Here is a 25,829-nt window from a genome sequence, read left to right on the forward strand (position 1 = left end):
CTCCGCTTGCTCCTACCGCTGCGCTTGGAGCGGCTTCAACAGCCCTGCCCGGTCCAGTTGTTCGCGCACCGTCTCGGCCAGCGCGAGATGCTCCGAGTTGCTGGCGGTGAATCGCTCGGGCGTAAGGATGATGAGGGTTCCCTTGTCCGCCACGGGCTCGATGCGCACGGGGGCGGGGAGTGGTGGCAACGTGCCCCGATTCCGTGAAAGGTATGTCCCCCATCCCACGAACGTGCCGGGATCCGCGCATTCCGATACGGCGTCCCGATGGTTGTCGGACGTGAAGACCCCCCATTCAGGGGCCCATGCCCGCACCATCGCGCTCATCACTTGAGTGAGCACAGATGCCGAAAGGACTCGCCCCGCGACATCCCCTTTGGCCGGAGGGGTCCAGACACAGAGGTCCACTGTCTCAGGCGATGGAGAGCCACAAGAGAAATTGACCACACTGCTCGCGTTCGACTCCCCATTCCACGCAGCGAAGAAGATCTCACCATCCGCCAACTGATACTTCTTCTTTGCAAACAAGCCGAGAAGGGTTTCAGCGCGCGGCACGAACTCGCCTTTGAGGGCGACGTCCCGCGATGCAGCCTGTTCAAACCATCTTGAAAGGATTGGGTCCACAGAGGACAGGCTCTGAAATAGAAGCGCTGCCCTCCGAGAGTACACTTCTAGCGGCTCGGGTCGCCCAGGCCAATACACGCCTGAATAATAGGTTTCGGTCATCCAGTGGGGCCCTCAGTTCGGCGGTGTGTGGATGACTGAGATTCTCCCCAAGCCATTTCGCTTGAAGAGAACTCGCACGTAGTCCGCGACCTTGCTCTCCGCGAAGTGCCACTCAATGGGGAATCCACGGGAGACACGCTGTTGACTCCTGGCCTGCTTGATCATGCCCATGAACCCCTCAAACCACGCTCCTTGCTCCACGGCCTGTCCAAGAAATTTCTCATAGCCTGGACCTTTGGCCTCTAGCAACGAGACACCATTGAACCCATCGAACTTCACATCGTCGATGTCGTAGACCTGTCCCTCGGGCGCAGAGGCAATCTGGGCCTGATATCTTCGTGCGGGCTCCTCCATGTGCTCATTGGCGGGCCGCCACCTCCCGGGCCCCTTGGGTGGCCCCCCTTGCTTCGTGGCCATGCTTGCTCGTTGGAGGATGATGCCCGCGCCGGGACCTCCGCTCAGCACCGCCGCCGCGCGGCCTGCTGGCACCGCGATTCGTCTCATGACGAGCGCGCCCTGGGCGGACAGAGACAGCACCGGTACCTCCGCGGTGGCGAGCGTCGCACCTTGCAGCGTGCGAGTGGCCGCCGACGCCGTGCCCCAGGTGGCGATGAGGTTCGTCACCAGCTTGGAGACGGCCTGCACCTGCTCGCCCCGTGTCATGTACTGGAAGTGCTCCAGATACTGGGGCGAGGAGGCCAGCAGCGCCGCCACTGCGGCGGGCATCTGTCGGAGTGCCGCGAGGTTGTCAGCGGGCGAGGTCGAGAAGAACTGCCCCACCGCCATCGCCAGTCCGACAAAAGCCTCCTCGGCTCCGTCCAGTGTGCGGCTCAGGTAGTCCGCATCGTCGTGGACGTCCGCGAAAGCGCCTCCTCCCGTCTCCTCCAATCGTGCGTTCAACTGCTGGAAGACACCGCCCTTGCCCGAGTAGAAGACGCCCAGCTCGAACTGGCCGGCCCGAAAGGCTCCCTCCTTCCACTCCACGGCGCCCACGCGCTGCTGTGTCTGTCCGCTGCGCACCCACGCGAGGCATCCATCAGGACGGAGGACCGCCAGTTGCGTGAATCGCCCCACCCGTCGCACCAGCTCGGCACGCGACACCTCGCCCGCGTCCAGCACCTCGCGCAACATGAAGCCCACGGCGACACGGGCCGGGAACTGCCCCAGCGTCACGTCCTTGCCGAGCAACACCTCCAGCAGCCGTGCCGCCTGCGTCGCCGTAAGAGAGTCACCTGCGACGGGGCGCGAGTCGCGGTCCTCCAACCCCGCGCCGCGAAGCAACTCATCGAACGCATCACTCCGCTGTCCTCGGGGATGCCGACCCTCCGGAGCCCTCTCCCCGAGGAGCCCGGAACGCTGCTGGAGCGTGCCCCTCCGCGTCGAGGGTTCAACTCCAGCGCATCCCGTGACGAAGAGAGCGGCGCACAGCATCCAGAGGCCAGCACGCATTCTTCATCCCCATGCCTCGCACCAAGGAAGGCGAGCAGACTGAATGCTGGCATTCCTGGCTGACAAGGCAGAGGGGAACCGACTGCGCGGTGGAGTTTCGCGGCATCACGCCGACATGCCTCGGAGCTCCGTCCCGTTGCTGAGCGTCACCGAGCGCGGTGTGGCGTGGCTTCTCCTGTCTCGCACCGCGCCATCGCTCACGGTGACGCGGCGCGAAGCTGCTTGAGGACCCTCTCGAGCACCTGTCGCTGGAGGTGTTTCTCGGGAATGGACGCCCGCTCCATCTCACCCAGGGCCTCCGTCAGCACGCGTATCGCCCGCTCACGTTCACCTCGTGCACTGAGGATGCGCGCATGTCCCGCGAGGACCATGCCTCGCGAAGCGTCCTTCGCGAGCGCCAGCGCGCGCTCACTGGCCGCCAGTGCCTGGTCCTTCCGCCCCGCCATCAGATGAAGCGTGGCCAGCCGCGCGGGTGGGTTGTAGTCCTCCGGCAGCTCCCGCTCACTGCGCTCCAATTGCGAGATGGCGGCATCCGGTCGGTTCAGCAACGCCACCGCCATCACCCGATGCGAGTCGAGCGCGGCCCGTTCCTCTGCACTGCCCGCGCTCGCGGCCTGCTGCTCCAGGAAGCGCCACCACGCCTCCGCCAGCTCGCGCATGCGTGCTTCATCCCCAGTGACTTCGTGGGCCTCGCACTCCACCTCGTACAGCGACGAGCGCTGTGCTGGCGTGAGCGTGTCATCGGGCTCCTCCCGCGCTCGTGCCGCCTCCCGCGCGAGCCGGGCCCTCAGCGTGCGCGCCTCCTCCGTGTCCGCATCCAGCGCGCAGCCCATGCCCACGTACAGCACCCGCGTGCGGTCATCCACGCGCGCCAGGCGCGGCAGTTCCTGGGTCGCCGCTCGCATGCAGCCGACCGCATCCCCCAGCGCGGCGAGCGACTTGAGCCAGGACACGACGACCCCGGCCCGACGCGGGTCCTCCGGCGTCCAATGCTCCACGGCCCGCTGATACGCCCCCGCGGCCTCCGCGGGGTTGCCCGCGAGCACGAGCGCATCCGCCCGTGCCAGCTCCTCACCGCCTGTGAGCCCCCGCCGGAAGGCCCGCTCACCCTGGTCGAGCAACCCCAGCACCTGGGGCACGGACACCGCGCCCAGCGAGCGCACCAGGACCGTCCCCTGCGCCGGCTCCAGGACGAGCACCGTGGGCCACGTGTCCACCGGATATCTCTGAAGAAAAGCCACGTTCTCCAAGGCATCCGTGTCGACGGCGAGCCAGACGAAGCGGCCCGCCTGCTCCCCCAACGCGGGCGAAGTCAGCACCGTCGACCGCATCGAACGACACGACTGGCACCAGGGCGCCCACGCCTCCACGAACACGGGCCGCTGTGTCTCCCGCGCCTCCAGGAGCGCCCTTTCCCAATCATTCTCGATGAATACGGGTCCTCCTTTTGTTATGCCGCGCTGCGTCGAAGGGCTGCTGGAAGCACAGCCCCAGAGCAGGAGCAGGACTCCAAGGACGGGTCTCATCGCCATGGTCTCTCCAGGGAAGGCGTCGCGCTGGCGCCCCAGACATTCCCGAAACCGGCCGGGTTCCCGCCCGTGACGCAACTTCCACGGGCCTCTGTGAGAAAATGACTGAAACGCCCAGCACCCCCATGGGCGGGAGCCCTTCATGAGCCCCATCGACCGCAACCGTCCCGCTTCCACGCCGCTCGCCTCGACGCAGACCTCGCGCACGGCCCTGAAGAACCCGCTGGGCGGACTGGTGGAGGCCGCGAAGAACGGCCTGAAGGAAGTCCCTCGCTTCCTGGAGCAGGGCAAGGACGTCTTCGAGTCCACGCACCTGAGCGAAATCAAGAAGCTGTTCGGCGGGGACTCGAAGCCGGACCGGACGCAGGACGGCAAGCTGATGGGCGCCAAGGGGCAGACCTTCGCGCCGGGCACGCCGCTCAAGGACATCCCCGGCGTCACGCCGCAGAACAATCCGAACCCGTCGAAGACCATCCTCTACGTCAACGGCATCATGACGCCGGCGGCCAACCAGCTCAGCGAGATGAAGTCCATCGCCGAGAAGGCGGATGCGCGCGTCATCGGCATCCACAACGCGACGCAGGGAATCGTGGCGGACCTGGCCCAGTGCGTGGGCGACAAGCTGGACAAGGGCACCAACCCCGCCGTGGACACGCTGGCGGACACCGTCTACGGCGAGCTGAAGGCGGGCCGCGAGGTCCACCTGATGGGCTACAGCCAGGGCGGCCTCATCACCGCGCGCGCGCTGTTCGACGTCGAGCGCCGGCTGCGCATCGAGGACGGCCTGTCCCCCGCGCAGGTCGAGAAGGCGATGAGCAAGCTGAGCGTGGAGACCTTCGGCGCCGCGTCCACCAAGTACCCGGACGGCCCGAAGTACGTGCACTACATCAACAACGCGGACGCGGTGCCCACGCTCACCGGCCTGGGCGGCAGCTTCGACCCCGTCGCCTTCGCCAAGGACGCCGGCAAGGGCGCCGTCGTGCACCGCTTCACCGACGGCAACCTGAACCTCATCGGCAACCACATGCTGGACACGATGTACATGAAGCACCGCGTGCCCTTCGACGAGGCCCGCGCCGGCAACTTCTAGTTCCTGACGGCGGAAAGAAGGTCGGCGCCACGCCGGGGCACGGCCCTGCCCCGGTGGAGTTCCCAGTCGGGGCGGCGCTAACCCTCTGTTTCAAGGTTCTGGACGACGCGCTGCAAGAGCTCCCGAAGGAGCGCCTTCTCCTTCTGCGTGAAGCCCGCGGTCGCCTCGTCCTCCCCGAGCATCAACGCCGCTTTCGCCTCGGGAAGCCGGGCGCGGGACTGGGAGGTGAGCGACGTGAGGCTCCCTCGCTTGTCCTCCGGGTTGGGCTCCCGCCGGATGACGCCGTCGCGCTCCATGCGCGCGAGCATCTCTGCCATCGTCGGCTGCTCCACGCGCGCCAGCTCCGCGAGCGTCTTCTGCGGCAACGTTCCCCCATCCTCCAGCGCAATCAACACGGGGAGCTGGCTCATGCCGAAGCCCAGCGGACGCAGCCGTGCCTCATGCAGCCGCATGAGCAGCCGTGACGCCCGGTTGATCCAATACGCCGACGTGGACTCGGGGTTCCAGGGACGTGCCTTGCGTTCATGTTGCATAGGGCCCTTTGTAATATTAGTTAGGGGCCTATGCAAACTGGAAAGCGAATTGGAATCGTGGGCGGAGGGCCGGGCGGGCTGACGCTCGCGCGAATCCTCTCGACGCAGGGCATCGGCTCCACCGTGTTCGAGCTGGACGAGCACCGGCAGTCACGTCCGCAGGGTGGCTCGCTGGACCTGCACGAGGGCTCGGGCCTGCTCGCGCTGCGACATGCCGGGCTCGAAGCGGGGTTCAAGGCGCTCGCGCGCTACGACGACCAGGGCGACGCGCTCTATGACCACCAGGGGACGCTGCGCTTCGAGCTGGGGGGAGACCCGAGCGGCGGGCGGCCCGAGATTGACCGCGAGCAACTGCGCACGCTCCTGCTCGACAGCCTTCCGCCCGGGACGATTCAGTGGGGGAGCAAGGTGCGCGCGGTGGAGCCCCTGTCGGATGGGCGCTATCGCGTCGCGAATGAGCGCGGCTCGCTCGGAGAGTTCGACCTCGTGGTGGGCGCGGATGGTGCGTGGTCCAAGGTGCGCCCGCTCGTGTCGAGTGAGGAGCCTCGCTACACGGGGGTGATGTTCGTCGAGCTGAGCATCGACGACGTGGACGCGCGGCATCCCGACGTCGCGGCGCTCATCCCGCGCGGCAAGGTCTCCGTGGTGGGTGACTGCCTGAGCCTCATCGCGCAGCGCAGCAGCAACGCGCATGTCCGCGTCTACCTCATGTTCCGCGTGGCCGAGGACTGGCACCGACAGGGCGAGGTGGACCTGTCCTCTCCCGAGCGCGCTCGCGCGGCGCTCAAGGCGCGGTTCGCCGGGTGGGCGCCTTCGCTGCTCCGGTTCATCGACGTGAGCAACGACACCATCGTCCCGCGTCCCATCCTCGCGTTGCCGGTGGGGCATCGGTGGACGCACCGGCCGGGCGTGACGCTGCTGGGGGACGCGGCGCATGTCATGCCGCCGTTCTCTGGCGAGGGCGTGAACATGGCCATGCTGGACGCGGCGGAGCTGGCGCTGGGGCTCGCCGAGGACTCCGACTGGAGTCGCGCGGTGGCGGCGTATGAAGCGCGCATGTTCGTGCGGGCCGCGGAGGCGGCGGCGGGCGCGATGGAGGGGCTCGACTTCGTGTCGGAGCACGCGCTCGCTCACACGCTCGAACACTTCGAGGTGATTCAGCGGATGGCGGGTGCGCCGCATCCCTGAGCCCGAAGGCGTCCTCGCCGTGGGCTTCAGCGCGCGAGCTTGAGGCTGACCACGGCCTTGTCCTCGACGGAGCCCGACAGGGTGAGGCGCAGCTCCCAGGCGCCCGGCATGAAGAGGTCCAGCTCCGATACCTCGAAGTCACTCGTGCCCTGAAGCGTGATGCGCGCGGGGCTGTCGAGCCCGTGTCCCATGGTGGGCATCCACGGCTGGAGGGCCAGCGCCAGGCTCGGGATGGGCTTGCCCGTGGCCACGTCGGTGACCCGGATGCGCAGGCGTTGAGGGCCTCGGCGCAAGGGGACCGCGTCGGCGAGCACTTCGATTCGCAGGCGCCCCGAGGTGCTCGTCACGGACGTCACGGGTGTCACAAGGGTGGCGGCCTTCTCCGTGGCTGGGGCCGTCGACTTCGGAGTCGGTGCGGCGCTCCACAGCAGGCACAGCAACATCGCGCTCTTCATTCATCCTCCAGGGCGGACCTGATGCGCGGGAGCTTGTAGCGACGTGCGACTCGCCGTGGCGCGCGGCAAGTTGCCACAGCGTGCTCGCGGTCCATTTGCGCGAGGGTGTGGACATGAGTTCTTCCTCTTCGCGTCCGTCGCGAGGTGTCACCCGGCTGCGCTCCTGGGCCTGGTGGTGCCTGGGCGTCTCGAGTCTCGCCGTGGTGCTCGCGCTCTGTGTCGCCATGTTGTCGGTGGCGAGGTTGCTGCTGTCGGAGGTGTCCTGGCTCCCTCCTGACACCGTGTGGGTTCCCAATCCCTTGCCCCTCCACGGACAGCTTCCCCGGTTCGAGCTCCGGGACGTGGACGGGGCGTTGGTTGGAACACGCCAGCTCCGGGGACGGGCGTATGTCCTCCAATTCCTTCCGGACGAAGGTCCATCCGGCAACCAGCACCTCGTGACGCGGCTGTCCTCGGTGGAGCGCGGACTTGTGGCCGAGCGCATTCCCTTCCGGTTCGTCGTGGTGGCACACCCTCCATTCACTCGGGACGAAGGACTGACGCGCGTCGAAGGCGAAGCGGGCGGGCGCGGCCGGGCGTCGTGGCACGTGCTGGCGGCGGACACTTCCTGGGAGGCGGAGGTGCTGTCGATGCTCAGAGCGGGCGGGCTCGTGGAGGGCGACTCGTCGGAGCGGCGGTCCACGTTGCTGTGGACCAGGCAGGCGGGCTTCGAGGTGTCTACGACCTGAGCGAATCCCCACGTGCCGTGGAGGCGCTGGTGGCGGACGCGCGACAAGTCTCCGAGAGCGGCCCGGTGCCCGCCCTCGCGGGGCTGCCCATGGACCATCCTCATGTGCTCGGCGTGGGCTGCGCGGGCGAGCGGGGGAGGTACTGACATGGCTTCCCCTGTCGTGGAACACCCCCGGAGTCGTCGCTGGACGGGATTGCTCATCGTGGGAGTCCTGGCGCTCGTCGCCGCGCTCGCATTCCCGTTGCTGCGCGAGTCGCGCGCTCGACTGCGGGCGCGGGGGCTGCCTGAGTTCGGTGCCCTGCCGACCTTTCGCCTGACGGACCAGACGGGACGCCCGTTCTCCGAGGCGGACCTGCGAGGCGCCGTCGTCGTCGCGGACTTCATCTTCACGCGGTGCCCCACCGTGTGTCCGCTGCTCACGGCGAAGATGGCCCGCCTCCAGCGACAGGCTCGCGAGGCGGGACTGTCTTCGGTGCGCTTCGTCTCGTTCAGCGTGGACCCGCGCTACGACACACCGGAGCGGCTCGCCGCGTACGCGAACACACGGAATCTGGACACGAGCAACTGGTCCCTGCTGACGGGGGAGTTGGAGGACGTGGAGGCCACGGTGCTGGAGGGCTTCCGCGTGATGATGGGGCGGGACGCGGACGCGGGAGACGACGACTTCCTCAGCATCTTCCACGGCGAGCACTTCGTCCTCGTGGACGCGGACGGGCGCATTCGCGGGTACTACCGCGTGCTGGATGACTCCGACGGACTGGAGTCGCTTCAGCGCGACCTGGGGGCGCTGGTGCACGCGGCGGATTGAGGGAGACCCGCTGAGCGGGGAGAGACGTCAACTCGCCGGGCTCGGAGTCACTTCACGAGCCCGGCGAGGGTATTGCGTGCTCAGCGGCCTGGGGGCTTGAGGTCCGCGGGCAGTCCGCCGCCCGGGGTGGGAGGCCGCTCCAGGCCCGCGGGCTGGGTCAGTCCCTGGGAGGGCAGGGGGCCCGACACGGCCGAGGGCGTCTTCGAGCCGCTGTCCGAGCACGCGCAGAGCGCGCACGCGGCGGCCAATGCAATCAAGTGGCGAGTCATGGTGGTCCCTCCCGCCTCAGTATTTGACCCAGATTTCGGTGCCCGGATGAATCTCCGTCAGCACGTCCGTGTCCTTGTCGGACTCGATGAGGTCCTTCGTCACCGGGTTGGGGCTGAACGCGCGGTTGCCGGCCCAGACAATCTGAGCGTCGCTGAACACGGCGAAGTCGTGCACGTGCTCCTCCACGGTGTACTTGTTCCAGCCCGGCGTGCGCTTGGGATAGACGAAGAGCGAGGGCGCGGGCTCTGCCTGAGGCGGGGTGCCCGCGTCCGTTCCACCGTGGTCATGTCCACCCGATGTGCCCACCCACTCCACCGTCGTCTCGGCGCCCTCGGCATTCCGGCACGTCTGCGTGGTGGGGAAGTACACCGTGGTGAAGGCCGCATCCGGCATGCGGGCGCGCAGCACCAATCGGTGCGCATGTGTGTCGGCGGGGAGCACCTCGGCGGCGCTGCTCCGCGTCCACGTGACGGACGTCACGTTGTTGTTCGCGTCCTTCTCCACCACGGCCTTGCCGAAGGTGGAGTCCAGGGGCCGCACGGAGGTGACGCCCGCGGGAATCGCAATCTTGATGCGGTAGGTGTCCGCGCCGCTGCACCCGTGGCCCACGGTGAACTGCGCCTCGTAGGACGTGCCGGCGATGGCGGGGCCCTGGCCGGAGACGGCGATATGGGCGTGGGCGGCGGTGCCGACCAGCAGGCTCGAGAATGCGAGCAACGTCTTGAGAGTGGGCTTCAAGCGGGGCCTCCAGGAGGGAATGACTGCGCCAGCACCTCGGCGTAGCAGACCGCGTCAAGCGCACCGATGCGGCCATTTGCCGCAGCACGGCGGGGCAGGTCCATCACCTCCGTCCGACAATCATCTGGAACCCGGAGGGTGGTCCGCGACAATTCGCCGCACCCCTCCGTTCACCACACGTCGTGTTCTCGCAGCAGGGCCCCCAGCGGCCGGGCGCCGCTGCGGTGCGAGTCGAAGAGCCGCGCGGCGAGCTGCCGCGTCGGGTGGGCCCAGCCCATGCGCTCGTGTCCCTCATGCATCACCGGTGCGCAGCGGATGAGCGCCGAGCGCAGCTCCTCCTCGGAGGCGAACACGGGATGCTCCAGGGGCAGCGGGTTCTGCGTGGCGAGGAACACCTGCCGCCCGGCCAGCTCGCGCAGGCTCGCCTCCACCCAGCGCGGGTGCAGGCCGTTCGCGGGCTCGTCCAGGATGGCGAAGTCCTCGTTGACGTCCAGGTAGTACAAGAGCGACAGCAGTCGCTTCTGCCCGAAGCCCAGCTCCGCCTGCGTCAGCTCGCGGCCGTCGCGGCGGACGAAGTGGAAGGAGAAACCGCCAAACCCCACGCGCCCGCCGTTGTCGAACGAGCGCTTCTCCAGCACCTCCACGCGCAGCTTCCCCGACTCCATCCCCGCCAGGCTCACGAAGCGCGAGAGGAATGAGCGCGCCAGCGCGTCGTGGCGCAGCTCCAGCGCGTCGACGAGGGGCTCCTGCTCCACGCGCTCCCTCAGCCATCCGGGCATCCAGCCGGGCAGGGCCATCAACCCCAGCGGGAACACCTCTCCGTCGCGCACCTCCATGGCGTAGCGGATGGTGCCCAGGCGCTCGAACATCCCGAGCGCTTCATCGAAGCGCTGCGGCGCCAGGAGGAACGTCCGCCTCAAGAGCTCCTTGAGTCGCTCCTTCATGCCCGCGTCGATGTACTGCGCCGTCATGAACAGCAGCGTCCACACCGAGCGGTCCAGGAGCGACCAGTGCATGGTGCGCGTCCACGCGGGTGCGCCGTCCACCTTGCAGTCGATGCCCTCCGCGTCCGCGCGCATGACGAGCCGCGCCGAGGGCGAGGACAGGAGCAGCTCCACCTCGATGAGTGGCTGGAGTCCTGTGTCGAGCGTGGGCGTGCGCAGTGGCAACAATCCCGCGCCCTGCCTCGCGGTCGGCTCCGTGCGCTCGGGCACGCGCGTGTCGTTGCGCGCGTACACGTGCAGCTTCATGCCGGGAAAAGCCAGCTCATATTCCAACGCGAAGCGCTCGTGGATGAGGCTGGCGAAGTCCGAGGCCAGGACGATGGAGATGAGCTCCAGCAGCGTCGTCCGCCCGGTGCCGTTCTCTCCGAGCACCAGGTTGAGTGACGGCCCGGGAGTCAGCTCGGTGCCGGGAGCGACGCTCCGGAAGTGGTGGACGGTGAGCCGGGTCAGCTTCATTCGGAATCCTCGCCCGGCAGCTTCGTCTTCCCGGGGTACGGCGGGAATACCTCGGTCACTGGAGTGTCTGGTGGCTCGCCCGAATCGTTTGGTGCGCGGGAGTCTCGTCTATACACTCCGCCCGCCTTCGCACCCCCCCATGCTTCTGTTCCGAAAGGATGATGTGAGGCCGATGAAGAACGTTGCCCTCGGATGTCTGCTCTCCGCGCTCGTGGTCCTGGTGGCCGCGCCCGCGTCCGCCCAGCTCGCGCTGCCCAGCCCCAGCCCCTCCGCCAAGGTGGCGCAGGACGTGGGTGTCACCTCGATTTCCATCGACTATTCCAGCCCGGGTGTGAAGGGCCGCAAGGTCTGGGGTGACCTCGTCCCCTGGGACAAGCCCTGGCGCACGGGTGCGAACGCGGCCACGAAGATTACCTTCAGCCACGACGTCACCTTCGGCGGCAAGGCCGTCCCCGCCGGCACCTACTCCATCGTCACCCTGCCCTCGCAGAAGGGCTGGAAGGTGATGCTGAACAAGGAGCTGGGGCTGTTCTCCACGCCGGCGCAGTACTCGGCCGCCAACGACGTGGCCACTGTCGCCGCGACGACGGCCGCCATCCCCAGCCGTGAGCGGCTGACGTACGTCTTCAGCAACACCACCGACGACAGCACCTCGCTGGACCTCGAGTGGGAGAAGCTGCGCGTCTCCGTCCCCATCAAGACGGACACGGCGACGTTCGCCAAGGCCAACATCGAGAAGACGGCGCAGCAGAGCGCCAGCGAGCACGCCCAGGCAGCCCGCTATGTGGCGGACTCCACCAAGGACTACGTCGCGGCGCTGAAGCTCGCGGACGCGTCCGTCGCCATCAACTCCAACTGGTACAACCAGTGGATTCGCGCGGACATCCTCGCGCGTGACGGCAAGTTCGCCGAGGCCCGCAAGGCCGCCCAGATTGCGTGGGACCTGGGCGAGAAGGACCCGAACTTCTTCTACAAGAACCAGGTCTCCAAGGCCCTCGCGGACTGGAAGAACAAGTAGTCGTCCCGGCGCGAGTGGGGCCCCTTCAGCGCCGGGGGGCTCCGCTCACGAGCCGGCGGTAGAGCGCCTCATACCGGTCCAGGGCCGGCTCCATCCTGAAGCGCTCGACGACGTCGGCCCGCGCTCGGACGGAGAAGTTCTTCCAACGAGTCGCGTCACGCAGCAGGCCGAGCACGTGGCCCGCCATGGCGCGCACGTCGCCCAGCGGGGCCAAGAGGCCCGTGTCGCCGTGGCGAACGACCTCCGGAATGCCTCCGACGTCGCTCGCGACCACGGGGACGCCGCAGCTGAGCGCCTCCAGCGCCGCGAGGCCGAAGCTCTCCTGCTCGCTGGGGAGCAGGAACACGTCGGACGCGGCGAGCACCTCCATGAAGCGCTCCTGCTTGCCGGGAAAGGCCACGCGGTGCGAGAGGCCCAGCTCGCGCAGCATCCGCTCCGCTGGGGCGCGCTCGGGGCCGTCTCCCACCATCACCAGCCGACAGGGAAGCTGTCGGTGGACCTCCGCGAAGACGCCCACCACGTCGGTGATGCGCTTGACGGGGCGGAAGTTGGAGACGTGGATGAGGACGGGCTCGTGCTCGCCCAGGTCCGGGAAGAGGGCGCGCAGGTGCGCGCGCTCCCTCGCGGGGGCGTAGCGCTCCGTGTCCACGAAGTTGGCGATGACCTCGATGGGGAAGCTCTGCGGCAGGCTGAAGCCGCTCCACGTCGCGTCGCGGAGGAACGAGGACGGCGTCGTCACCGCGTCGCTGCGCAGGATGGAGTAGCGCGTCATCGGCAGGTAGCTGGGGTGCACGCCCACCAGCGTGGTGTCGGTGCCGTGCAGCGTGGTGACGATGCGCGGCCCATGCTCACCCAGCACCTCGCGCGCCATCCACGCCGCCGTGGCGTGCGGCACCGCGTAGTGCACGTGCAGCACGTCCAGCCGCTCGCTGTTGGCCACCTCAATCATCTTGGAGGCCAGGGCGATGGGGTACGTGCCGGAGCGCTGGAGCGCGGGGTAGTCGCTCTCCGTCACCTCGTGGAACGTCACGCCCCGGGGCAGGCTTTCCAACCGCGCGGGCGGCTCTCGGGCGATGAAGTGGACGCGGTGACCTCGCTCGGCCATTCCCAGGCCGATGCCGGTGGCGACCATGCCGCTGCCCCCGAAGGTCGAAAAGCAGGTGATGGCGATGGAGAGGGGCGGGCTCATCGGCGGTGAGGAAAGAACAAGGGCTTCTCGAAGCTATTCCGGCGGAAGTGCTCCACCGGGTCGAAGAGGCCCAACGTCTCCCGGACGACATACGGCTCGCCGTGGGCGACGCCCACCTGGGCGCCATAGAACCTGTCCCGCGCCTCCAGCGAGGAGAGCGACAGCGGCGAGCCCACCAGCGTGGCGGGTGCGTCCGGTCGGGGTTCGACCTGACTCGCGTAGCAGCGCACGGCCGCTGACTTGCTCGCGTACACGGCCGACACGTCCACGACGAAGCTCGGCTCGGCCAGGTGGCGCAAGGGGTAGTAGAGCACCTGCCGAGGGGTGAACGGGGCGCCGGGCGGCTCGGTCTCGAACTTGCGCACCCCGGCGAAGAACAGCGCGCGAGTCACCAGCGCGCTGGCGGCCTCGTGGTCCGGGTGGCGCTCCTCCTCCCACGGGACGATGACCAGCTCCGGCCGCAGGCGGCGCAGCACCTCGACGATGCGGGCCACCGCGGACTCGCGGATGCGCTCGGGCTCGCTGGCCTCGAAGCCGGCCCACGGGTTGAGCCAGCCGTCGGGCAGGCCCAGGTTCTCCCTCACGGACAGGCCCAGCACGCGCGAGGCGGCCTCCGTCTCCGCCGCGCGTGTCTCCGGAGTCCCTCGCGAGCTCTTCTCGCCGCGCGACAGGTCGATGATGCCGGTGCGGTGGCCCAGGCCCGAGAGCTTCGCCATGAGCCCGCCGCAGAACAGCTCCACGTCGTCCGGATGCGGGCCGAAGGCGAGGGCCTCCAGCCCGTACGTCGCGCCGCCCGTGCTCATGGCGTCAAATCCCGGAGGTCGCCGGAGAAGGGGACACACGCGTCGAGCACCTGGCGCGTGAAGGCCCGGGAGCCGAAGCGGCACGCGTAGTAGGCCATGCCGTGGATGCGCTCCTGCGGAGCCCCGTCCGGGACGAGCATGGCGCGCAGCCGGTCCACGCGCTCGGTCGTGACTTCGTCGCGCAGCGCGAGCGCGCGGCCATAGCGGGCCGACAGTCGCGCCACCGCGGCGCGCACGGTGCCCCGGGTGCGCTTGAGCGCGTCGAGCAGCTGCGGGTCGAGCTTGAGCATCGCCTCGCCCATGCGGTCCAGCTCCGAGGCGAAGGCGCCGAAGAGCCGCGCCTCCAGCGTGCCCGCGGGCTCGTAGGGCTCCGCCGCGTCGCGTGTGGAGAGCCTCGTCAGCAGCGCGTCGCGGGGCTCGCCCACCTCGTCCGGCGTGAGGCCCAACTTGTGGAGAAGTCTGCGGGCACGGTCATCCAGCACGCGGAAGCGGGCGCGCGGCACCACCAGCGGCATGGGCAGGCCCGCGTGCTCATAGAGGGGAGACAGCTGCGCGAAGTAGGAGACCTCGCCCGGGCCGCCGACATAGGCCGCCGTCGGCAACCACGTGTCCTGGAGGAGCGGACGCAAGAGCGCGGAGGTGGTGAAGCGCAGCGGCTCGCGCTCAAGCCAGTCCAAGAGCTCCTTCGTCGTCACCGTGGCGCCGCGCGGGTGGCCCACCAGGGTCCACGTGTCGGGGCCCGCGGGGTCCATCCGGTAGCGCGCGCCCTCGATGCCGTCGGGAGAGAAGAAGCCGAGCGGCGAGCCGGGACGGATGTGGACCTGCTCGGAGAAGCCCGCCTGCGTCAGCGCCTCCACGCGACGCGAGAGCGCCGTGGAGATGGCGGAGGCGTCCTGAATCGCGAGCCGGTGGATGGGCGCGGCGAAGGGCGCGAGGCGCGCGTCCCTCGGGTCGATGAAGACCAGGCCCTCATCGGCGAAGAGGGTGGCGAGCACCTGGGTGAACGCCTCCGCGAGCGTCGCGTCGGGCTGGTAGGCGCGCGCGAGCAGCTCCAGATGTTCGGAGGCCTGGGGCTCTCCGCCCAGCTCACCGCGCAGGGCCTCCAGGGCCTGGGTGACTCCCGCCCCCAGCTTGCGGTGGGCGACGGGCGCACGCGAGGCAGCGGCCTCCGGAACGTCCAACGCCACGCGCTTCGCGGAGCCTCGCGGGCTCGCGACGAAGCAATGGTCCACCTCCGGCAGGTCGTGGTCCTCGGTTTGAAGCCAGAAGACGGGAACACAGGGCCGCCCGGTTTCTTCCCGAAGCGCGCGCGCGGCGCTGATGGCGGCGGCGGCCTTGTAGAGCGTGAAGAGCGGCCCGAGGAACAACCCCATCTGCTGGCCCGTCACCACGGCGATGGTGCCAGGGCGGGCAAGCTCCTTCAGATGACGCTCGCGCGCGGGGCTCGGCGCGAGGCGTGCGTTCTGGGCCGACACGACGTCGAGCAGGGCCGACGACATGGGGCGTGAGGCGGCGGCGGCCGCGGCCTCCGCGCGAGCGGCGCGGTGACGGAAGCGGTCGGGCAGGAAGGCGAGCGCGCGTGGGTCTCCCTTGAGCCACGCGGTGGGAAAGGAAGGCGTCACGGGGCGCGGTGATAACAGGTCATCTTCTTGTCGGCACGGAGAAGGACGGTGACTGTCACGCAACGTGAGGCCGTGGCTGGACGCGTCATGGGATGAAAGCCAGGCGCGCGTGGGTGGAGACCTTGTTGTAGGGTCCGCTGCGGATGCGAACCCTGCTCACCTTTGGCATGACGCTGGCCATGAGTCTTGGATTTGGGACTTCGGCTTTCGCCCAGGCACCTCGGCAACCCCACGCGGGGGAAATCGCGGCCGGACTCCGACGGCTCGGCGTGACGGGCAGCGTGCTCTACGTCGCGGCCCATCCGGACGACGAGAACACGCGCTTTCTCGCCTGGCTGGTCGGTGAACGCGGCCTGCGCGCCGGCTACCTGTCGCTCACGCGCGGTGACGGCGGACAGAACCTCATCGGCACCGAGCAGGACGAGCTGCTGGGGCTCATCCGCACCTATGAGCTGCTGGCCGCGCGCCGCGTGGACGGCGCCGAGCAGTACTTCACCCGCGCACGCGACTTCGGCTACACGAAGTCCGCCGACGAGGCGCTGCGCATCTGGGGACACGACGCGGTGCTGGCCGACGTGGTGCTCGCCATCCGTCGCTTCCAGCCGGACCTCATCGTCACGCGCTTCAATACGAAGCCGCCCAACCACGGACACCACACCGCGTCCGCGCTGCTCGCCGCCGAGGCCTTCACCGCCGCCGCGGACCCCAAGCGCTTCCCCGAGCAGTTGGACCTGGTGAAGCCGTGGAAGGCGGACCGGCTGCTGAACAACGTCTCGACGTGGAGCCTCAAGCCCGACGCGGACATGTCGGGCTATCTCAAGGTGGATGTCGGCGGATACGACGCGCTGCTCGGCCGCTCCTGGGGAGAAATCTCCGCGGAGAGCCGCAGCCAGCACAAGAGCCAGGGCTTCGGTGTCCCGGCCGAGCGCGGTCCGCTGCTGGAGTACTTCACGCCGCTCGACGGCACGGCTCCGAAGGCGGACGTGTTCGAGGGCCTGGATTTGTCCTGGCGCCGCTGGAAGGGCACGGAGGCCGTGGCCCGCGCGGTGGACGACGCGGTGAAGGGCTTCGATGCGCGCGCGCCGTTCCGCACCGTGCCCGCGCTCCTGCGCGTCCATGAGGCGCTGTCCGCGCTGCCCGCGGACCACCCGTGGAAGGCGCTCAAGCTGCGCGAGACGGAGTCGCTCATCGCCGCGTGCGCGGGGTTGTTCCTGGAGGCGAGAGCTCCGGAGGCCACGGGTGTGCCCGGCGCTCCGGTGGCGCTGAGTCTGTCCGCGCTGAACCGCTCGCCCGCGGCGCTTCGGCTGGTGAGCGTGACGCTCCCGGGTGGAGAGAGCGTGCCGGTGAACGCGGCGCTCGCCGAGCACACGCCCTTCAAGCTGGAGAAGAAGGTGACGCTGCCGGAGGACGCGGTCATCACCACGCCGTACTGGCTGCGCAAGCCCTTCGCTGGCGGACTCTTCGCGTTGGAGGACTCGGACCGCGCGCTGACGGGGTTGCCCGAGGGAGGCCCCGCGCTGTCGGTGACCTTCGTCTACGAGGTGGGCGGCCGGCGCATCAGCGTGGCGCGGCCGGTGGTGCATGTGTGGACGGACCCGGTGCGCGGAGAGCTGTACCGCGCGTTCGAGGTGGTGCCCGCCGTCACCGCGACGCTGGAGCGCGACCGGGTGATGTTCCCCAACGGGGCGCCGCAGGCCCTCTCCGTGGTGCTGGGCGCCGGACGCGCGGAGGCCACGGGCAAGGTGCGACTGGAGCTGCCGCAGGGCTGGCGCTCGGAGCCGACGGAGCACGCCTTCCAGCTCGCCGCGCGCGGTGATGAGCGCACCGTCCAGTTCCGGGTGACGCCGCCCAAGGGCGCCACGGAGAAGGGCCGCCTGCGTGTCGTCGTGGACAGCGGAGGCCGCTCGGAGTCGTGGCGCGTGCGCGCTGTCGCCCACGAGCACCTGCCGCCCCTCGCGGTGCGCCAGCCCTCCGAGGCGACGCTGATTCCCTTCGCGCTCGCGACGAAGGTGAAGCGCCTGGGCTACATCCCGGGCCCCGGAGACCGCGTGGCGGAGAGCCTGGCGGCGGTGGGCTACGAGGTGACGGTGCTCCCCGAGGAGCGGCTGGCCTCCGAGAAGCTGGAGCGCTTCGACGCCATCCTCGTCGGCGTGCGCGCCTTCAACGCGAACCCCCGCCTCGCTGTGCACCGCGAGCGGCTGCTCGACTACGTGAAGCAGGGAGGGCGCCTGGTGGTGCAGTACAACACCAACAGCCGCGTGGGCCCGCTGGCCGCCTTCGTCGGGCCGTACCCGCTGGAGATTGGCCGCGAGCGCGTGACGGACGAGACGGCGGTGATGACGCCCGTGTCCAAAGATGAGCCGCTGTTGCGCACGCCCAACCGGCTCACGGCCGCGGACTTCGACGGCTGGGTCCAGGAGCGCGGCCTCTACTTCGCATCGAAGTGGGATGACCACTACCGCCCGGTGTTCGAGCTGAACGACGCGGGTGAGGCGCCCCTGCGCGGCTCGCTGCTCGTCACCCGTCACGGCAAGGGCGTGTTTGTCTACACGGGCCTGGCCTTCTTCCGTCAGCTCCCCGCCGGAGTCCCCGGCGCCTACCGCCTCCTGGCGAACGTCCTCGCGCAATGAGTCCTCCCGTGAATCCGTCTCCCTCCCAGACGTCGCCCGAGAAGCGGCCCGAGCTGGATGACGCGCCGCCGCTCCTGGGCTCGTGGCGCAACGTCTACCTGTTGGTGTTCGGAGCCTTCGTCCTGTTCCTCGCGCTGTCGTCGCTGCTCACCTGGGTGTACTCGTGACCTTGCTCGACTGGGTGGTGCTCGTCGGAACGATTGCGTTCATCGTCATCTGGGGCATGTGGAAGTCCCGAGGCGCGAAGAACACCGAGGACTACCTGCGCGGTGCGCGCGAGCTGAAGTGGCCCACCATTGGCCTGGCGGTGATGGCCACGCAGGCCAGCGCCATCACCTTCCTCTCCGTTCCCGGGCAGGCGTACGAAGACGGCATGCGCTTCGTGCAGTTCTACTTCGGACTGCCGTTCGCGATGATTCTCATCAGCGCGGTCTTCGTCCCCATCTACTACCGGCTGAACGTCATCACCGCGTACCAGTACCTGGAGTCCCGCTTCGACTTGAAGACGCGCCTGTTGGGCGCCTTCCTGTTCCTGGTGCAGCGGGGCCTGGCGGCGGGCATCACCATCTACGCCCCGGCCATCATCCTCTCCACCATCCTCGGCTGGCCGCTGGAGCCCACCGTCGTCGCCATGGGTGCCCTGGTCATCATCTACACGGTGACGGGCGGCTCCAGCGCCGTCAGCCAGACGCAGAAGCAGCAGATGGTGGTGATGATGGGCGGCATGGTGGTGGCCGCGCTGGTCATCCTCTGGCGCCTGCCCAAGCACGTGTCGTTCGGCGACGCCGTGGACGTCGCGGGCGCGTTCGGCCGGATGAACGTGGTGAGCTTCGACTTCAACGTGCAGGACCGTTACAACTTCTGGTCCGGCATCACCGGCGGCTTCTTCCTGGCGCTGTCCTACTTCGGCACGGACCAGTCGCAGGTGGGCCGCTACCTGACGGGGCGCTCCATCACCGAGAGCCGGCTGGGACTGCTGTTCAACGGCGTCCTCAAGCTGCCGATGCAGTTCCTCATCCTCTTCGTCGGCATCCTCGTCTTCGTCTTCTACCAGTTCAGCACGCCGCCCCTGCTCTTCAATGACACGCTGGGTGAGCGCATGCGCGCGTCGACGCAGGCGGGCGAGTACGCGGCGCTGGAGGCGAAGTGGGAGCAGGTGCAGTCCAGCAAGCGCGCGGAGGTGGAGCGCTATCTGGCGGCGGGTGACGCGGGTGACGCCGCCACGCAGGCGGGAGTCCGGGAGACCCTGCGCGCCTCCTCGGGCGAGGCCAGCGCGGTCCGCAAGGAGGCCAAGGCCCTGGTGTCACGCGCGCTGCCCGGCGCGGAGACCAAGGACTCCGACTACATCTTCATCAGCTTCGTGAAGCGCTGGCTGCCCAGCGGGCTCTTCGGGCTGCTCATCGCCGTCATCCTGTCGGCGGCCATGAGCTCCATCGCCAGCGAGCTGAACGCGCTGGGCGCCACCACCACGGTGGACTTCTACCGGCGCGTGTTCCGTCCGGAGGCGTCGGACCGGCACGTCCTCATCGCCTCCAAGCTGTTCACCGTGTTCTGGGGCCTGGTGGCCGTGGGCTTCGCGAGCTTCGCGTCGCTGCTCGACAACCTCATCCAGGCGGTGAACATCCTGGGCTCCATCTTCTACGGCACGGTGCTGGGCATCTTCCTGGTCGCCTTCTTCCTCAAGCATGTGCGGGGACACGCCGTCTTCACCGCCGCCGTCATCTCCCAGGTCACGGTGATTGGGCTCTTCATGCTCAGCGACATCGGCTACCTCTGGTTCAACGTCATCGGCTGCGCGCTCGTCGTCGCGCTCAGCCTGGCGCTCCAGGTCGTCATGCCCCGCGAGCCGCAGGCCACTCCCGCCGCTGGAGTGTAGGGGGCCGGCGCGTGAGCCTCCACGAAGAGGCTCACGCCGACGTCGACCGCGCGGGCTAGCGCGGGCCCACGAGGTACATGCAGGCTCCCAACGCGGGAGGCGGGATGACCTGCGAGAACCACGCCGGGCAGCCCGAGCCCATGCTGCCCACGGTCATGGACGTACCCAGGCTCATCCCCGCCATCCTCCAGATGATGACCTGTCCCGAGCCCGGGTTGTGCCAGACGATGTCCGGGTTGCCATCGCGCGTGTAGTCCGCGGTGGCGCCCACATAGAAGGCCAGGGACATTCCAGGCAGGGAGAAGGCGCCGATGATGGCGGTGTTGTTCATGCGCCAGATGTCGTTCTGTCCCGAGGTGCGGTTGCGCCAGAGCAGGTCCGTCCTCCCATCTCCATCGAAGTCCGCCGCGCCCACGATGTACCAGGGCAGCGAGCGAGGAAGCGGCGTGGAGAAGCCGATGGGCGTGGCTCCGGACATGTATTGGTAGAAGAACTGCCCCGAGACGCGGTTGTGCATCACCAGGTCCGTCTGCCCGTCCAGGTTGAAGTCGCCGGATGCGGCGACGTACCAGTCCGGCGAAGGGAGGACGCCTGAGATGGGCGCCATGCCGAGCACGCTGAAGGTGCTGCTGAGGAAGCGGATGCCCTCGCCCGTCGACCCGAACGTGTGGAAGACGAGGTCCGGGTCCGACGTCGGTCCGCCGAAATTGGAGGCGGCCTGAACGACGAGCGACGGCGACACGGCGGGCATCACCGCCGTGGTGGCCAGTGAGGGGCCGGCCATGACCCAGGTGAGCATGTTGCCTGTGCCCTGGTTCCTCCACAGCAAATCGGAGTCCGCGCCGCCATTGAAGCTCACGACAGTGCCGAGGATGGCCTGGGATTGGGTGCCCTCCGGCGCGATGCCTTCGTCGAGCCCTCCCTCCGGCGCGCCACAGCCCAGGACACTTCCAGCAAGACACAATGTCAGCACGGTCTTCTTCATGTTCAGCTCCCCCACGGGTGATTTCTCTTCGGAAACGATGGGACTACGCGGCCATGGCCTCGGTGATGCTGAGCGCCGCCGGCGTGGTGACGATGCGCGAGAGCTTCAAGCCCGCCTGCGCGAAGAGCTTGCGGAAGTCCTCCTCCGTGCGCTCGCGACCTGGCAGCGAGGCCATCATCATCACGTCCAGCACCTTGCCTCCGTGCGGCGCGTTGCCGGGAGGAATCACGGTGTCGATGACGAGGACACGCCCGCCTTCGGCCATGGCCTCGCGGCAGTGGCGGAGGATGCCGACGCACGTCTCGTCGCTCCAGTCATGGAGGATGCGCTTGAGGACATAGGCATCCGCGCCCTTGGGCACGGACTGGAAGAAGTCGCCCTCCACCAGCGCGCACCGCTCCGCGAAACCCGCCTGGGCGATGCGCGAGCCGACGAGCACCTGGGCATGGTCGAAGAGGACGCCGCGCACCTGGGGCGCCAGCTTGAGCACCCCGATGAGGAAGCCCCCGTGTCCGCCGCCTACGTCCACCACGCTGCCCAGCCCCGTGAAGTCGTAGCTGCCGGCGATGGAGCCGTTCTCCATGTCGGAGAGGCTGGACATGCCCTGGTGGAAGACGGCGCCCTGCACGGCGTCGTGGTTGAGGTAGTCGAAGAAGGGCTTGCCGAAGATGCGGTCGAAGGGCGTCTGGCCGGTGCGCACCGTGTCGACCAACTCGCCGGTGGGTGCCCAGAAGATGCGCTGCGTGAGCATCCGCACGGCGCTGAGCAAGGAGCCGGGCGCATCCGAGCGCAGGTACTCGGCGGCGGGCGTCAGCGAGAAGAGTCCCGCCTCATCCTCGGAGAACACCTCCACGCTCGCGAGCAGGCGGAGGACCCGGTACAGGGACTGGGCATGCACGCCCAGCTCCTCCGCGAGCGAGGCGGCGCTCTTGGGCCCCTGGACCAGCTTGTCCGCCACGCCCAGCTCCGCCACCGAGGACAGCGCGCCAGAGAGGATGAAGCCAAAGCCCAGGTCGACGATGCGCTGCGCGGGATGAACGGTGGGTGAAGTCATGGCGCGCATCTTGGCCCAGGCCCCCGACACGAAGCCAATGCCTGCGCATACCCGCCGTCACAGGTCGGGATGTCTCACCGCGTCAGCCGCGCTGCTACAAGACCATGCTCGCGACATGCGCGGGGAACCATGCGGGCGCTTCGGTGGTCGCCGGGAACGGCGTCGTGGCTCCGAAGAGGCTCGGGTTCGCCGCGTTCACGACCTTGAGCATGACGTTGTCGTCGCCCCATTGCCACGCCTTGAAACGCCAGGCGTTGGTTGTCAGTGCCACGGGCTCCTCTCCCATCTTCGTCCAGTTCCAGCCGTTGTCCCTGGAGACGTAATAGGCGGCACGGATGGGGACGTCGTGTCTCCAGCGGAGCGTGACGGTTCCGACCTCGGTGGGAGGAACCGTTGGAAGCGGGAGCGTCACGTCGAGCGCGTCGGTGACCGTCAGCATCACGGTGTTGGTGGCGGCGTAAGGTTGGACGGTGTCCGTCACCCGCCACCAGGAGTATTTGGGGAGGTGCGTGGTGTCGAAGGGGTGGAACGGCTGGGTCGTCGTCTTCACCGTCCGCCAGTCCTGCGGGCCGTCCGGACGGTTGGCTCGCTGGACGAAGTAGGAGCCAGAGACCCCGTTGATGCCCACGATGGGGATCCGAAGTCCCCGCTGGACCTGGGAGCCTCCATTGTCGAAGGCGATGGTCGGCTTCGGGAGCGGATTGGTGATCCACACGGGAGCCAGCACCACGTCCGTGCCCATGACCTGCTCCAACCGGATGACATACACGGACTCGTAAGGCATCAGGGAGAAGGTCCGCTTCAGGTCCAGGAGCGCCGGGTCGTTGAACTCCTCGACATAGAGCGGCTGCTCGGGGCTGTGGGGGGACCACACCTCCAGTCGCTTCCACTGCGTTTCATCCCCGGGCTGGCTGTCCAGGGTGGTGGCCCAGACGGTGAATGGAATGGAAGACGTGGACTGCAACTCCATCTCGGTGCCCATGGGGAGCCCCCCACCCAGGAAGAAGCCCGAGCTGCGCGGGTGGGACGTCCGGAATACCCAGCGGTTGCGCAGGGCCGTCAGAAAGCTCTCATAGGACCAAGGCGTCCCGACAGGCAGGGCGACCCCCGTGCGGTTGTGCGCCCAGATTTTCGGCCAGACAAGCTCCCTGGGAACGCCCGGTTCCTCGAAGTAGGGCCTCACCCACGCGCCATTGGCCCGCTCCAGGAAGATGTTGTTGTCGCCATTGTCGTCAAACTCCACGGCCTGCCGGAAGTTGGCATGCAGGTCCGAATTGGAGGCGGGAGCCACCCGGAAGCCCAGCCTCAGAAACTCAAGGAAGGACGGGAGGCTGGTGTACTCGACCAGCTCGATGGCATCGCGGACCTTCGCGACGCCTTCCGCGCTCCACAAGTGTGACCTCTGTGGCAGACGAAAGTACGGGTTGAGATATTTGGGATGATTGAGTTGGACGTGGACGCTGTTGAGAGGATTCGCGGTGTAGCGGTCCAAAATCATCTCGTGCCACACGCCCATGTCGTTGGTATTCAGCTTGAGGAGGCGGTTGAAGCTGGTGGTGTGGGCGATGTCATCGGGCCCGACGTAATCCTCCGAGCCTTTCATCCCGAGGTAGTGAGGCTGACCGTAGCCGTCGATCCCTGGCCCATACTGGAACAGGCTGGCGTCCTCGTCCGCGTCACTCCAGGAGGTGGAGTGGTTGGTGATGGCGAGGAAGTCGAAACCGAAGAGATAGCCCGCCTGGTGCACCTCGGAGCGGTTCACATTGGGGACCACGAGCCCGAAGGTGTGGCCACGTGAATGCACGTGGAGGTCCCCGAGGAAGGTCTTCCATCCCCCGTTGCTGATCTCCGAAGCAAGCTGGTTCCGGTAGCTGTCCTGGCGGACCGAGGGGCGGGGGATCCGGTCCGAGCTTGGGATGTTGGTGATGTCCTGGGCATGGGCCCCTCCGGGGATGAGCAGGAGGGCGGCCGTGGCAGGGAGCGCGTGAAGGAGGTTTCGTCCGCGAGTGCTCTTCATTCCAGATGCTCCTTGGCCAGCGACGCCTCGGGTCCGATACGGGACCACGAGGGCGCATGGTAGCCCAATTGACTGACATTCCACACGCTCGATGGCGCATTTGAATGACTTCGAAGCTGGAATTGCATGACCAGCCTCTCTCCTAGATGTGGATGGCGACTGTCTGGGAATGTGTGTCGATACGCGGAGTGTTGGAGGGCGCGGGTGAGCGGGCGTGCGCCCGACTTCGGGGAAGTGGCCGACGCGTAACGTTCTCGTTTCGAATCTGCTTGCCCCGTCTTCGGGCGCGCTGATAGGTAACGAGTCGTTGACATATGAGTCCTCGCTCCGCCCACGCCCGCCTGCCCACGGCTTCAGGGCCGTCCTCGACGCTCGACGCGGTGTTCTTCGCGCTCGCCGACAGCACCCGGAGGGCGTTGCTGGCCCGGCTCCGAGGCTCCGAGGCGACCGCGGGGAGTCTCGCCACGGGCTTCGCGATGACCCGGCCCGCGGTGTCGCGCCACCTCCGCGTGCTGCGCCAGGCGGAGATGGTCCGCGAGGAGCGCCGGGGACGCGAGCGCGTCTACACCCTGGAGCCGCGACGCCTGCAGCTCATCAGCGATTGGCTCGAGGACTACCGCGTGTTCTGGCCCGCGCGGCTCCATGACCTCAAGGACTTCGTCGAGTCGATGCCCGACGACCCCGTCCCACCCCAAGACCCCGCGCCTCGCGCCCCACGTTCCCCCAAGAGGAGACCCCGATGAGCCCGTCGTTCGAGCACGAGTTCACCTTCAAGCTGCCGGCCTCACCCGAGCGGGTCTTCCGCGCACTGACAGATGCGGCCGAGCTGCGCCACTGGTTCGCCGAGCATGCCGAGGTCGAGCCGCGCGTCGGTGGGGCTTATCGTTTCTGGGGCAAGGCCACCCTCGGCGCGCCCGGCGAGCCTGGCCGCGACCAGGTACTGACGTCGCTCGAGCCCGGCCGCGGCCTCGGGTTCGGCTGGACGATTCAAGGTGTCCCGACCGAAGTGAACTACACGCTCCAGCCAGGAGAGGGCCCGGACACGAGCTCACTGGTGATTCGCCACGCGGTGCGAGGTCAGCTTCCATATCGCAAGCCGCAGCACGTGATTGACGACCTGTGGCGCATCCACACCGGCAATCTCAAGGACCACCTTCGAGAGGGCAAGCAAATCACGCTGCCCGACTTCACCAGCGGCGCCCCCGAGGTGCGCGCGTCGATTGAAATCGCCGCGGCGCCCGCCAAGGTGTACCGCGCCTTGCTTGTCCCCGAGCTGATGAACCGCTGGCTCTTTGGCGCCGCGCGCGTCGACGTGGACCGTGGCGAGATTTCGTACGGATGGAACTACACCTGCGAGGGCAGGGCCGTGGCGGGTGGCCCCATGCGCATCCTCGAGAAGGTGGAGAACGAGCGACTGGTCACCGATTGGACCGACTGGCGGGGCGAGCCGGACAAGCCGATGACGCGCGTGACGTGGCTCCTCGAATCTCTCGAGGAAGGGCGCCGTACCCGCGTCACCGTCATCCACGACCGCTTCGAGCTGCCGGTCGACCGCAGCGACTACCTGCAGGGCTGGGCCGGGTTCCTGGGCATGCTCGCCAAGGTGGCGACCGACGCGAGCTGAGCCCGTCGGCGAGTCTCGAACGCCGTCCGCACGCG

At 68.3% G+C, this 25,829-nt stretch carries 24 protein-coding genes; 10 read left to right on the plus strand and 14 right to left on the minus strand.

The window, feature by feature from the left end:
* Positions 1–12: 12 nt before the first annotated feature.
* The 3 genes from LZ199_RS46775 to LZ199_RS28190 form a co-directional block, all read right to left on the minus strand.
* Positions 13–726: an immunity 52 family protein gene (locus tag LZ199_RS46775; RefSeq protein WP_323389894.1), complete on the minus strand. Its 714-nt coding sequence runs from the start codon at positions 724–726 to the stop codon at positions 13–15.
* A gap of 12 nt (positions 727–738) precedes the next feature.
* Positions 739–2,007, minus strand: a complete 1,269-nt coding sequence (locus tag LZ199_RS28185) for a Tox-REase-5 domain-containing protein (RefSeq protein ID WP_253996865.1) — start codon at positions 2,005–2,007, stop codon at positions 739–741.
* A gap of 365 nt (positions 2,008–2,372) precedes the next feature.
* Positions 2,373–3,707: a thioredoxin family protein gene (locus LZ199_RS28190; RefSeq protein ID WP_253996866.1), complete on the minus strand. Its 1,335-nt coding sequence runs from the start codon at positions 3,705–3,707 to the stop codon at positions 2,373–2,375.
* A 139-nt stretch (positions 3,708–3,846) separates the two neighbouring features.
* On the opposite strand from LZ199_RS28190, the gene LZ199_RS28195 reads away from it, so the two are divergent.
* A complete protein-coding gene (locus LZ199_RS28195) occupies positions 3,847–4,794 on the plus strand; it encodes an alpha/beta fold hydrolase (protein WP_253996867.1) in 948 nt (315 codons plus the stop codon).
* Positions 4,795–4,871: 77 nt separating this feature from the next.
* Here LZ199_RS28195 and LZ199_RS28200 read toward each other — a convergent pair whose 3' ends face one another.
* A complete protein-coding gene (locus LZ199_RS28200) occupies positions 4,872–5,327 on the minus strand; it encodes a MarR family winged helix-turn-helix transcriptional regulator (RefSeq protein WP_253996868.1) in 456 nt (151 codons plus the stop codon).
* 30 nt (positions 5,328–5,357) lie between these two features.
* On the opposite strand from LZ199_RS28200, the gene LZ199_RS28205 reads away from it, so the two are divergent.
* A complete protein-coding gene (locus LZ199_RS28205) occupies positions 5,358–6,515 on the plus strand; it encodes an FAD-dependent oxidoreductase (protein WP_253996869.1) in 1,158 nt (385 codons plus the stop codon).
* 26 nt (positions 6,516–6,541) lie between these two features.
* On the opposite strand, the gene LZ199_RS28210 is transcribed toward LZ199_RS28205, so the two are convergent.
* A complete protein-coding gene (locus tag LZ199_RS28210; protein WP_253996870.1) occupies positions 6,542–6,970 on the minus strand; it encodes a FixH family protein in 429 nt (142 codons plus the stop codon).
* Between the two features lie 113 nt (positions 6,971–7,083).
* Between LZ199_RS28210 and LZ199_RS28215 the strand changes: the two genes are divergently transcribed.
* Positions 7,084–7,698, plus strand: a complete 615-nt coding sequence (locus LZ199_RS28215) for a hypothetical protein (RefSeq protein ID WP_253996871.1) — start codon at positions 7,084–7,086, stop codon at positions 7,696–7,698.
* Positions 7,699–7,845: 147 nt separating this feature from the next.
* Positions 7,846–8,508 (plus strand): SCO family protein, encoded by a 663-nt coding sequence (locus tag LZ199_RS28220; RefSeq protein WP_253996872.1) that lies wholly within the window; start codon positions 7,846–7,848, stop codon positions 8,506–8,508.
* A gap of 80 nt (positions 8,509–8,588) precedes the next feature.
* Here LZ199_RS28220 and LZ199_RS28225 read toward each other — a convergent pair whose 3' ends face one another.
* The 3 genes from LZ199_RS28225 to LZ199_RS28235 form a co-directional block, all read right to left on the minus strand.
* Entirely contained in the window at positions 8,589–8,777 is a 189-nt protein-coding gene (locus LZ199_RS28225) for a hypothetical protein (RefSeq protein WP_253996873.1), read from the minus strand.
* 16 nt (positions 8,778–8,793) lie between these two features.
* Positions 8,794–9,516, minus strand: coding sequence for a DUF1775 domain-containing protein (locus LZ199_RS28230; RefSeq protein WP_253996874.1), 723 nt, complete (start codon positions 9,514–9,516; stop codon positions 8,794–8,796).
* 170 nt (positions 9,517–9,686) lie between these two features.
* Complete coding sequence (locus tag LZ199_RS28235) at positions 9,687–10,976, minus strand: AAA family ATPase (protein ID WP_253996875.1); 1,290 nt, start codon at positions 10,974–10,976, stop codon at positions 9,687–9,689.
* Between the two features lie 172 nt (positions 10,977–11,148).
* Here LZ199_RS28235 and LZ199_RS28240 point away from each other — a divergent pair, with 172 nt between their 5' ends.
* The gene (locus LZ199_RS28240; RefSeq protein ID WP_253996876.1) at positions 11,149–11,994 is read left to right on the plus strand and encodes a DUF2911 domain-containing protein; all 846 of its coding nucleotides are present in this window, start codon (positions 11,149–11,151) and stop codon (positions 11,992–11,994) included.
* Positions 11,995–12,019: 25 nt separating this feature from the next.
* Here the strand turns inward: LZ199_RS28240 and bshA are convergent, their stop codons facing one another.
* Genes bshA through bshC form a run of 3 tightly spaced genes read right to left on the minus strand, consistent with a single transcriptional unit; the run spans position 12,020 to position 15,608 of the window.
* Positions 12,020–13,183: an N-acetyl-alpha-D-glucosaminyl L-malate synthase BshA gene (bshA, locus tag LZ199_RS28245; protein ID WP_253996877.1), complete on the minus strand. Its 1,164-nt coding sequence runs from the start codon at positions 13,181–13,183 to the stop codon at positions 12,020–12,022.
* Positions 13,180–13,986 carry a bacillithiol biosynthesis deacetylase BshB1 gene (bshB1, locus tag LZ199_RS28250; RefSeq protein WP_253996878.1) on the minus strand — a complete coding sequence of 269 codons (807 nt, stop codon included), beginning with the start codon at positions 13,984–13,986 and terminating at the stop codon, positions 13,180–13,182. The genes bshA and bshB1 overlap by 4 nt, the downstream gene beginning before the upstream one ends.
* Positions 13,983–15,608, minus strand: coding sequence for a bacillithiol biosynthesis cysteine-adding enzyme BshC (gene bshC, locus LZ199_RS28255; protein WP_253996879.1), 1,626 nt, complete (start codon positions 15,606–15,608; stop codon positions 13,983–13,985). Before bshC ends, bshB1 begins: the two co-directional genes overlap by 4 nt.
* Before the next feature lie 143 nt (positions 15,609–15,751).
* Between bshC and LZ199_RS28260 the strand changes: the two genes are divergently transcribed.
* From LZ199_RS28260 to LZ199_RS28270, 3 genes are read left to right on the plus strand one after another with little or no spacing between them, the layout of a single operon-like run.
* A complete protein-coding gene (locus LZ199_RS28260; RefSeq protein WP_253996880.1) occupies positions 15,752–18,238 on the plus strand; it encodes a PIG-L family deacetylase in 2,487 nt (828 codons plus the stop codon).
* An 8-nt stretch (positions 18,239–18,246) separates the two neighbouring features.
* Positions 18,247–18,405, plus strand: coding sequence for a hypothetical protein (locus LZ199_RS28265; RefSeq protein ID WP_253996918.1), 159 nt, complete (start codon positions 18,247–18,249; stop codon positions 18,403–18,405).
* Complete coding sequence (locus tag LZ199_RS28270) at positions 18,402–20,114, plus strand: sodium:solute symporter (RefSeq protein WP_253996881.1); 1,713 nt, start codon at positions 18,402–18,404, stop codon at positions 20,112–20,114. The genes LZ199_RS28265 and LZ199_RS28270 overlap by 4 nt, the downstream gene beginning before the upstream one ends.
* A 55-nt stretch (positions 20,115–20,169) precedes the next feature.
* Here LZ199_RS28270 and LZ199_RS28275 read toward each other — a convergent pair whose 3' ends face one another.
* The 3 genes from LZ199_RS28275 to LZ199_RS28285 form a co-directional block, all read right to left on the minus strand.
* On the minus strand, positions 20,170–21,099 hold the full coding sequence (locus LZ199_RS28275; RefSeq protein ID WP_253996882.1) for an FG-GAP repeat domain-containing protein: 930 nt from the start codon (positions 21,097–21,099) through the stop codon (positions 20,170–20,172).
* A 43-nt stretch (positions 21,100–21,142) separates the two neighbouring features.
* Positions 21,143–22,153: an acetylserotonin O-methyltransferase gene (locus LZ199_RS28280; protein WP_253996883.1), complete on the minus strand. Its 1,011-nt coding sequence runs from the start codon at positions 22,151–22,153 to the stop codon at positions 21,143–21,145.
* A gap of 94 nt (positions 22,154–22,247) precedes the next feature.
* Complete coding sequence (locus LZ199_RS28285; RefSeq protein WP_253996884.1) at positions 22,248–24,170, minus strand: hypothetical protein; 1,923 nt, start codon at positions 24,168–24,170, stop codon at positions 22,248–22,250.
* A gap of 314 nt (positions 24,171–24,484) precedes the next feature.
* Between LZ199_RS28285 and LZ199_RS28290 the strand changes: the two genes are divergently transcribed.
* Positions 24,485–24,913 carry an ArsR/SmtB family transcription factor gene (locus LZ199_RS28290; RefSeq protein WP_253996885.1) on the plus strand — a complete coding sequence of 143 codons (429 nt, stop codon included), beginning with the start codon at positions 24,485–24,487 and terminating at the stop codon, positions 24,911–24,913.
* A complete protein-coding gene (locus tag LZ199_RS28295) occupies positions 24,910–25,794 on the plus strand; it encodes an SRPBCC family protein (RefSeq protein ID WP_253996886.1) in 885 nt (294 codons plus the stop codon). The genes LZ199_RS28290 and LZ199_RS28295 overlap by 4 nt, the downstream gene beginning before the upstream one ends.
* Positions 25,795–25,829: the final 35 nt, after the last annotated feature.

Source organism: Myxococcus qinghaiensis (assembly GCF_024198215.1).
Lineage (GTDB): Bacteria > Myxococcota > Myxococcia > Myxococcales > Myxococcaceae > Myxococcus > Myxococcus qinghaiensis.

Coding starts and splice junctions, on each gene's coding strand:
- LZ199_RS28215 (WP_253996871.1), top strand. CDS start 7,084: ATGAGTTCTTCCTCTTCGCGTCCGTCGCGAGGTGTCACCCGGCTGCGC.
- LZ199_RS28195 (WP_253996867.1), top strand. CDS start 3,847: ATGAGCCCCATCGACCGCAACCGTCCCGCTTCCACGCCGCTCGCCTCG.
- LZ199_RS46775 (WP_323389894.1), bottom strand. CDS start 726: ATGACCGAAACCTATTATTCAGGCGTGTATTGGCCTGGGCGACCCGAG.
- LZ199_RS28220 (WP_253996872.1), top strand. CDS start 7,846: ATGGCTTCCCCTGTCGTGGAACACCCCCGGAGTCGTCGCTGGACGGGA.
- bshB1 (WP_253996878.1), bottom strand. CDS start 13,986: ATGAGCACGGGCGGCGCGACGTACGGGCTGGAGGCCCTCGCCTTCGGC.
- LZ199_RS28285 (WP_253996884.1), bottom strand. CDS start 24,170: ATGAAGAGCACTCGCGGACGAAACCTCCTTCACGCGCTCCCTGCCACG.
- LZ199_RS28260 (WP_253996880.1), top strand. CDS start 15,752: ATGCGAACCCTGCTCACCTTTGGCATGACGCTGGCCATGAGTCTTGGA.
- LZ199_RS28190 (WP_253996866.1), bottom strand. CDS start 3,707: ATGGCGATGAGACCCGTCCTTGGAGTCCTGCTCCTGCTCTGGGGCTGT.
- LZ199_RS28275 (WP_253996882.1), bottom strand. CDS start 21,099: ATGAAGAAGACCGTGCTGACATTGTGTCTTGCTGGAAGTGTCCTGGGC.
- LZ199_RS28205 (WP_253996869.1), top strand. CDS start 5,358: ATGCAAACTGGAAAGCGAATTGGAATCGTGGGCGGAGGGCCGGGCGGG.
- LZ199_RS28210 (WP_253996870.1), bottom strand. CDS start 6,970: ATGAAGAGCGCGATGTTGCTGTGCCTGCTGTGGAGCGCCGCACCGACT.
- LZ199_RS28235 (WP_253996875.1), bottom strand. CDS start 10,976: ATGAAGCTGACCCGGCTCACCGTCCACCACTTCCGGAGCGTCGCTCCC.
- bshA (WP_253996877.1), bottom strand. CDS start 13,183: ATGAGCCCGCCCCTCTCCATCGCCATCACCTGCTTTTCGACCTTCGGG.
- LZ199_RS28280 (WP_253996883.1), bottom strand. CDS start 22,153: ATGACTTCACCCACCGTTCATCCCGCGCAGCGCATCGTCGACCTGGGC.
- LZ199_RS28225 (WP_253996873.1), bottom strand. CDS start 8,777: ATGACTCGCCACTTGATTGCATTGGCCGCCGCGTGCGCGCTCTGCGCG.
- LZ199_RS28240 (WP_253996876.1), top strand. CDS start 11,149: ATGAAGAACGTTGCCCTCGGATGTCTGCTCTCCGCGCTCGTGGTCCTG.
- LZ199_RS28290 (WP_253996885.1), top strand. CDS start 24,485: ATGAGTCCTCGCTCCGCCCACGCCCGCCTGCCCACGGCTTCAGGGCCG.
- LZ199_RS28295 (WP_253996886.1), top strand. CDS start 24,910: ATGAGCCCGTCGTTCGAGCACGAGTTCACCTTCAAGCTGCCGGCCTCA.
- LZ199_RS28200 (WP_253996868.1), bottom strand. CDS start 5,327: ATGCAACATGAACGCAAGGCACGTCCCTGGAACCCCGAGTCCACGTCG.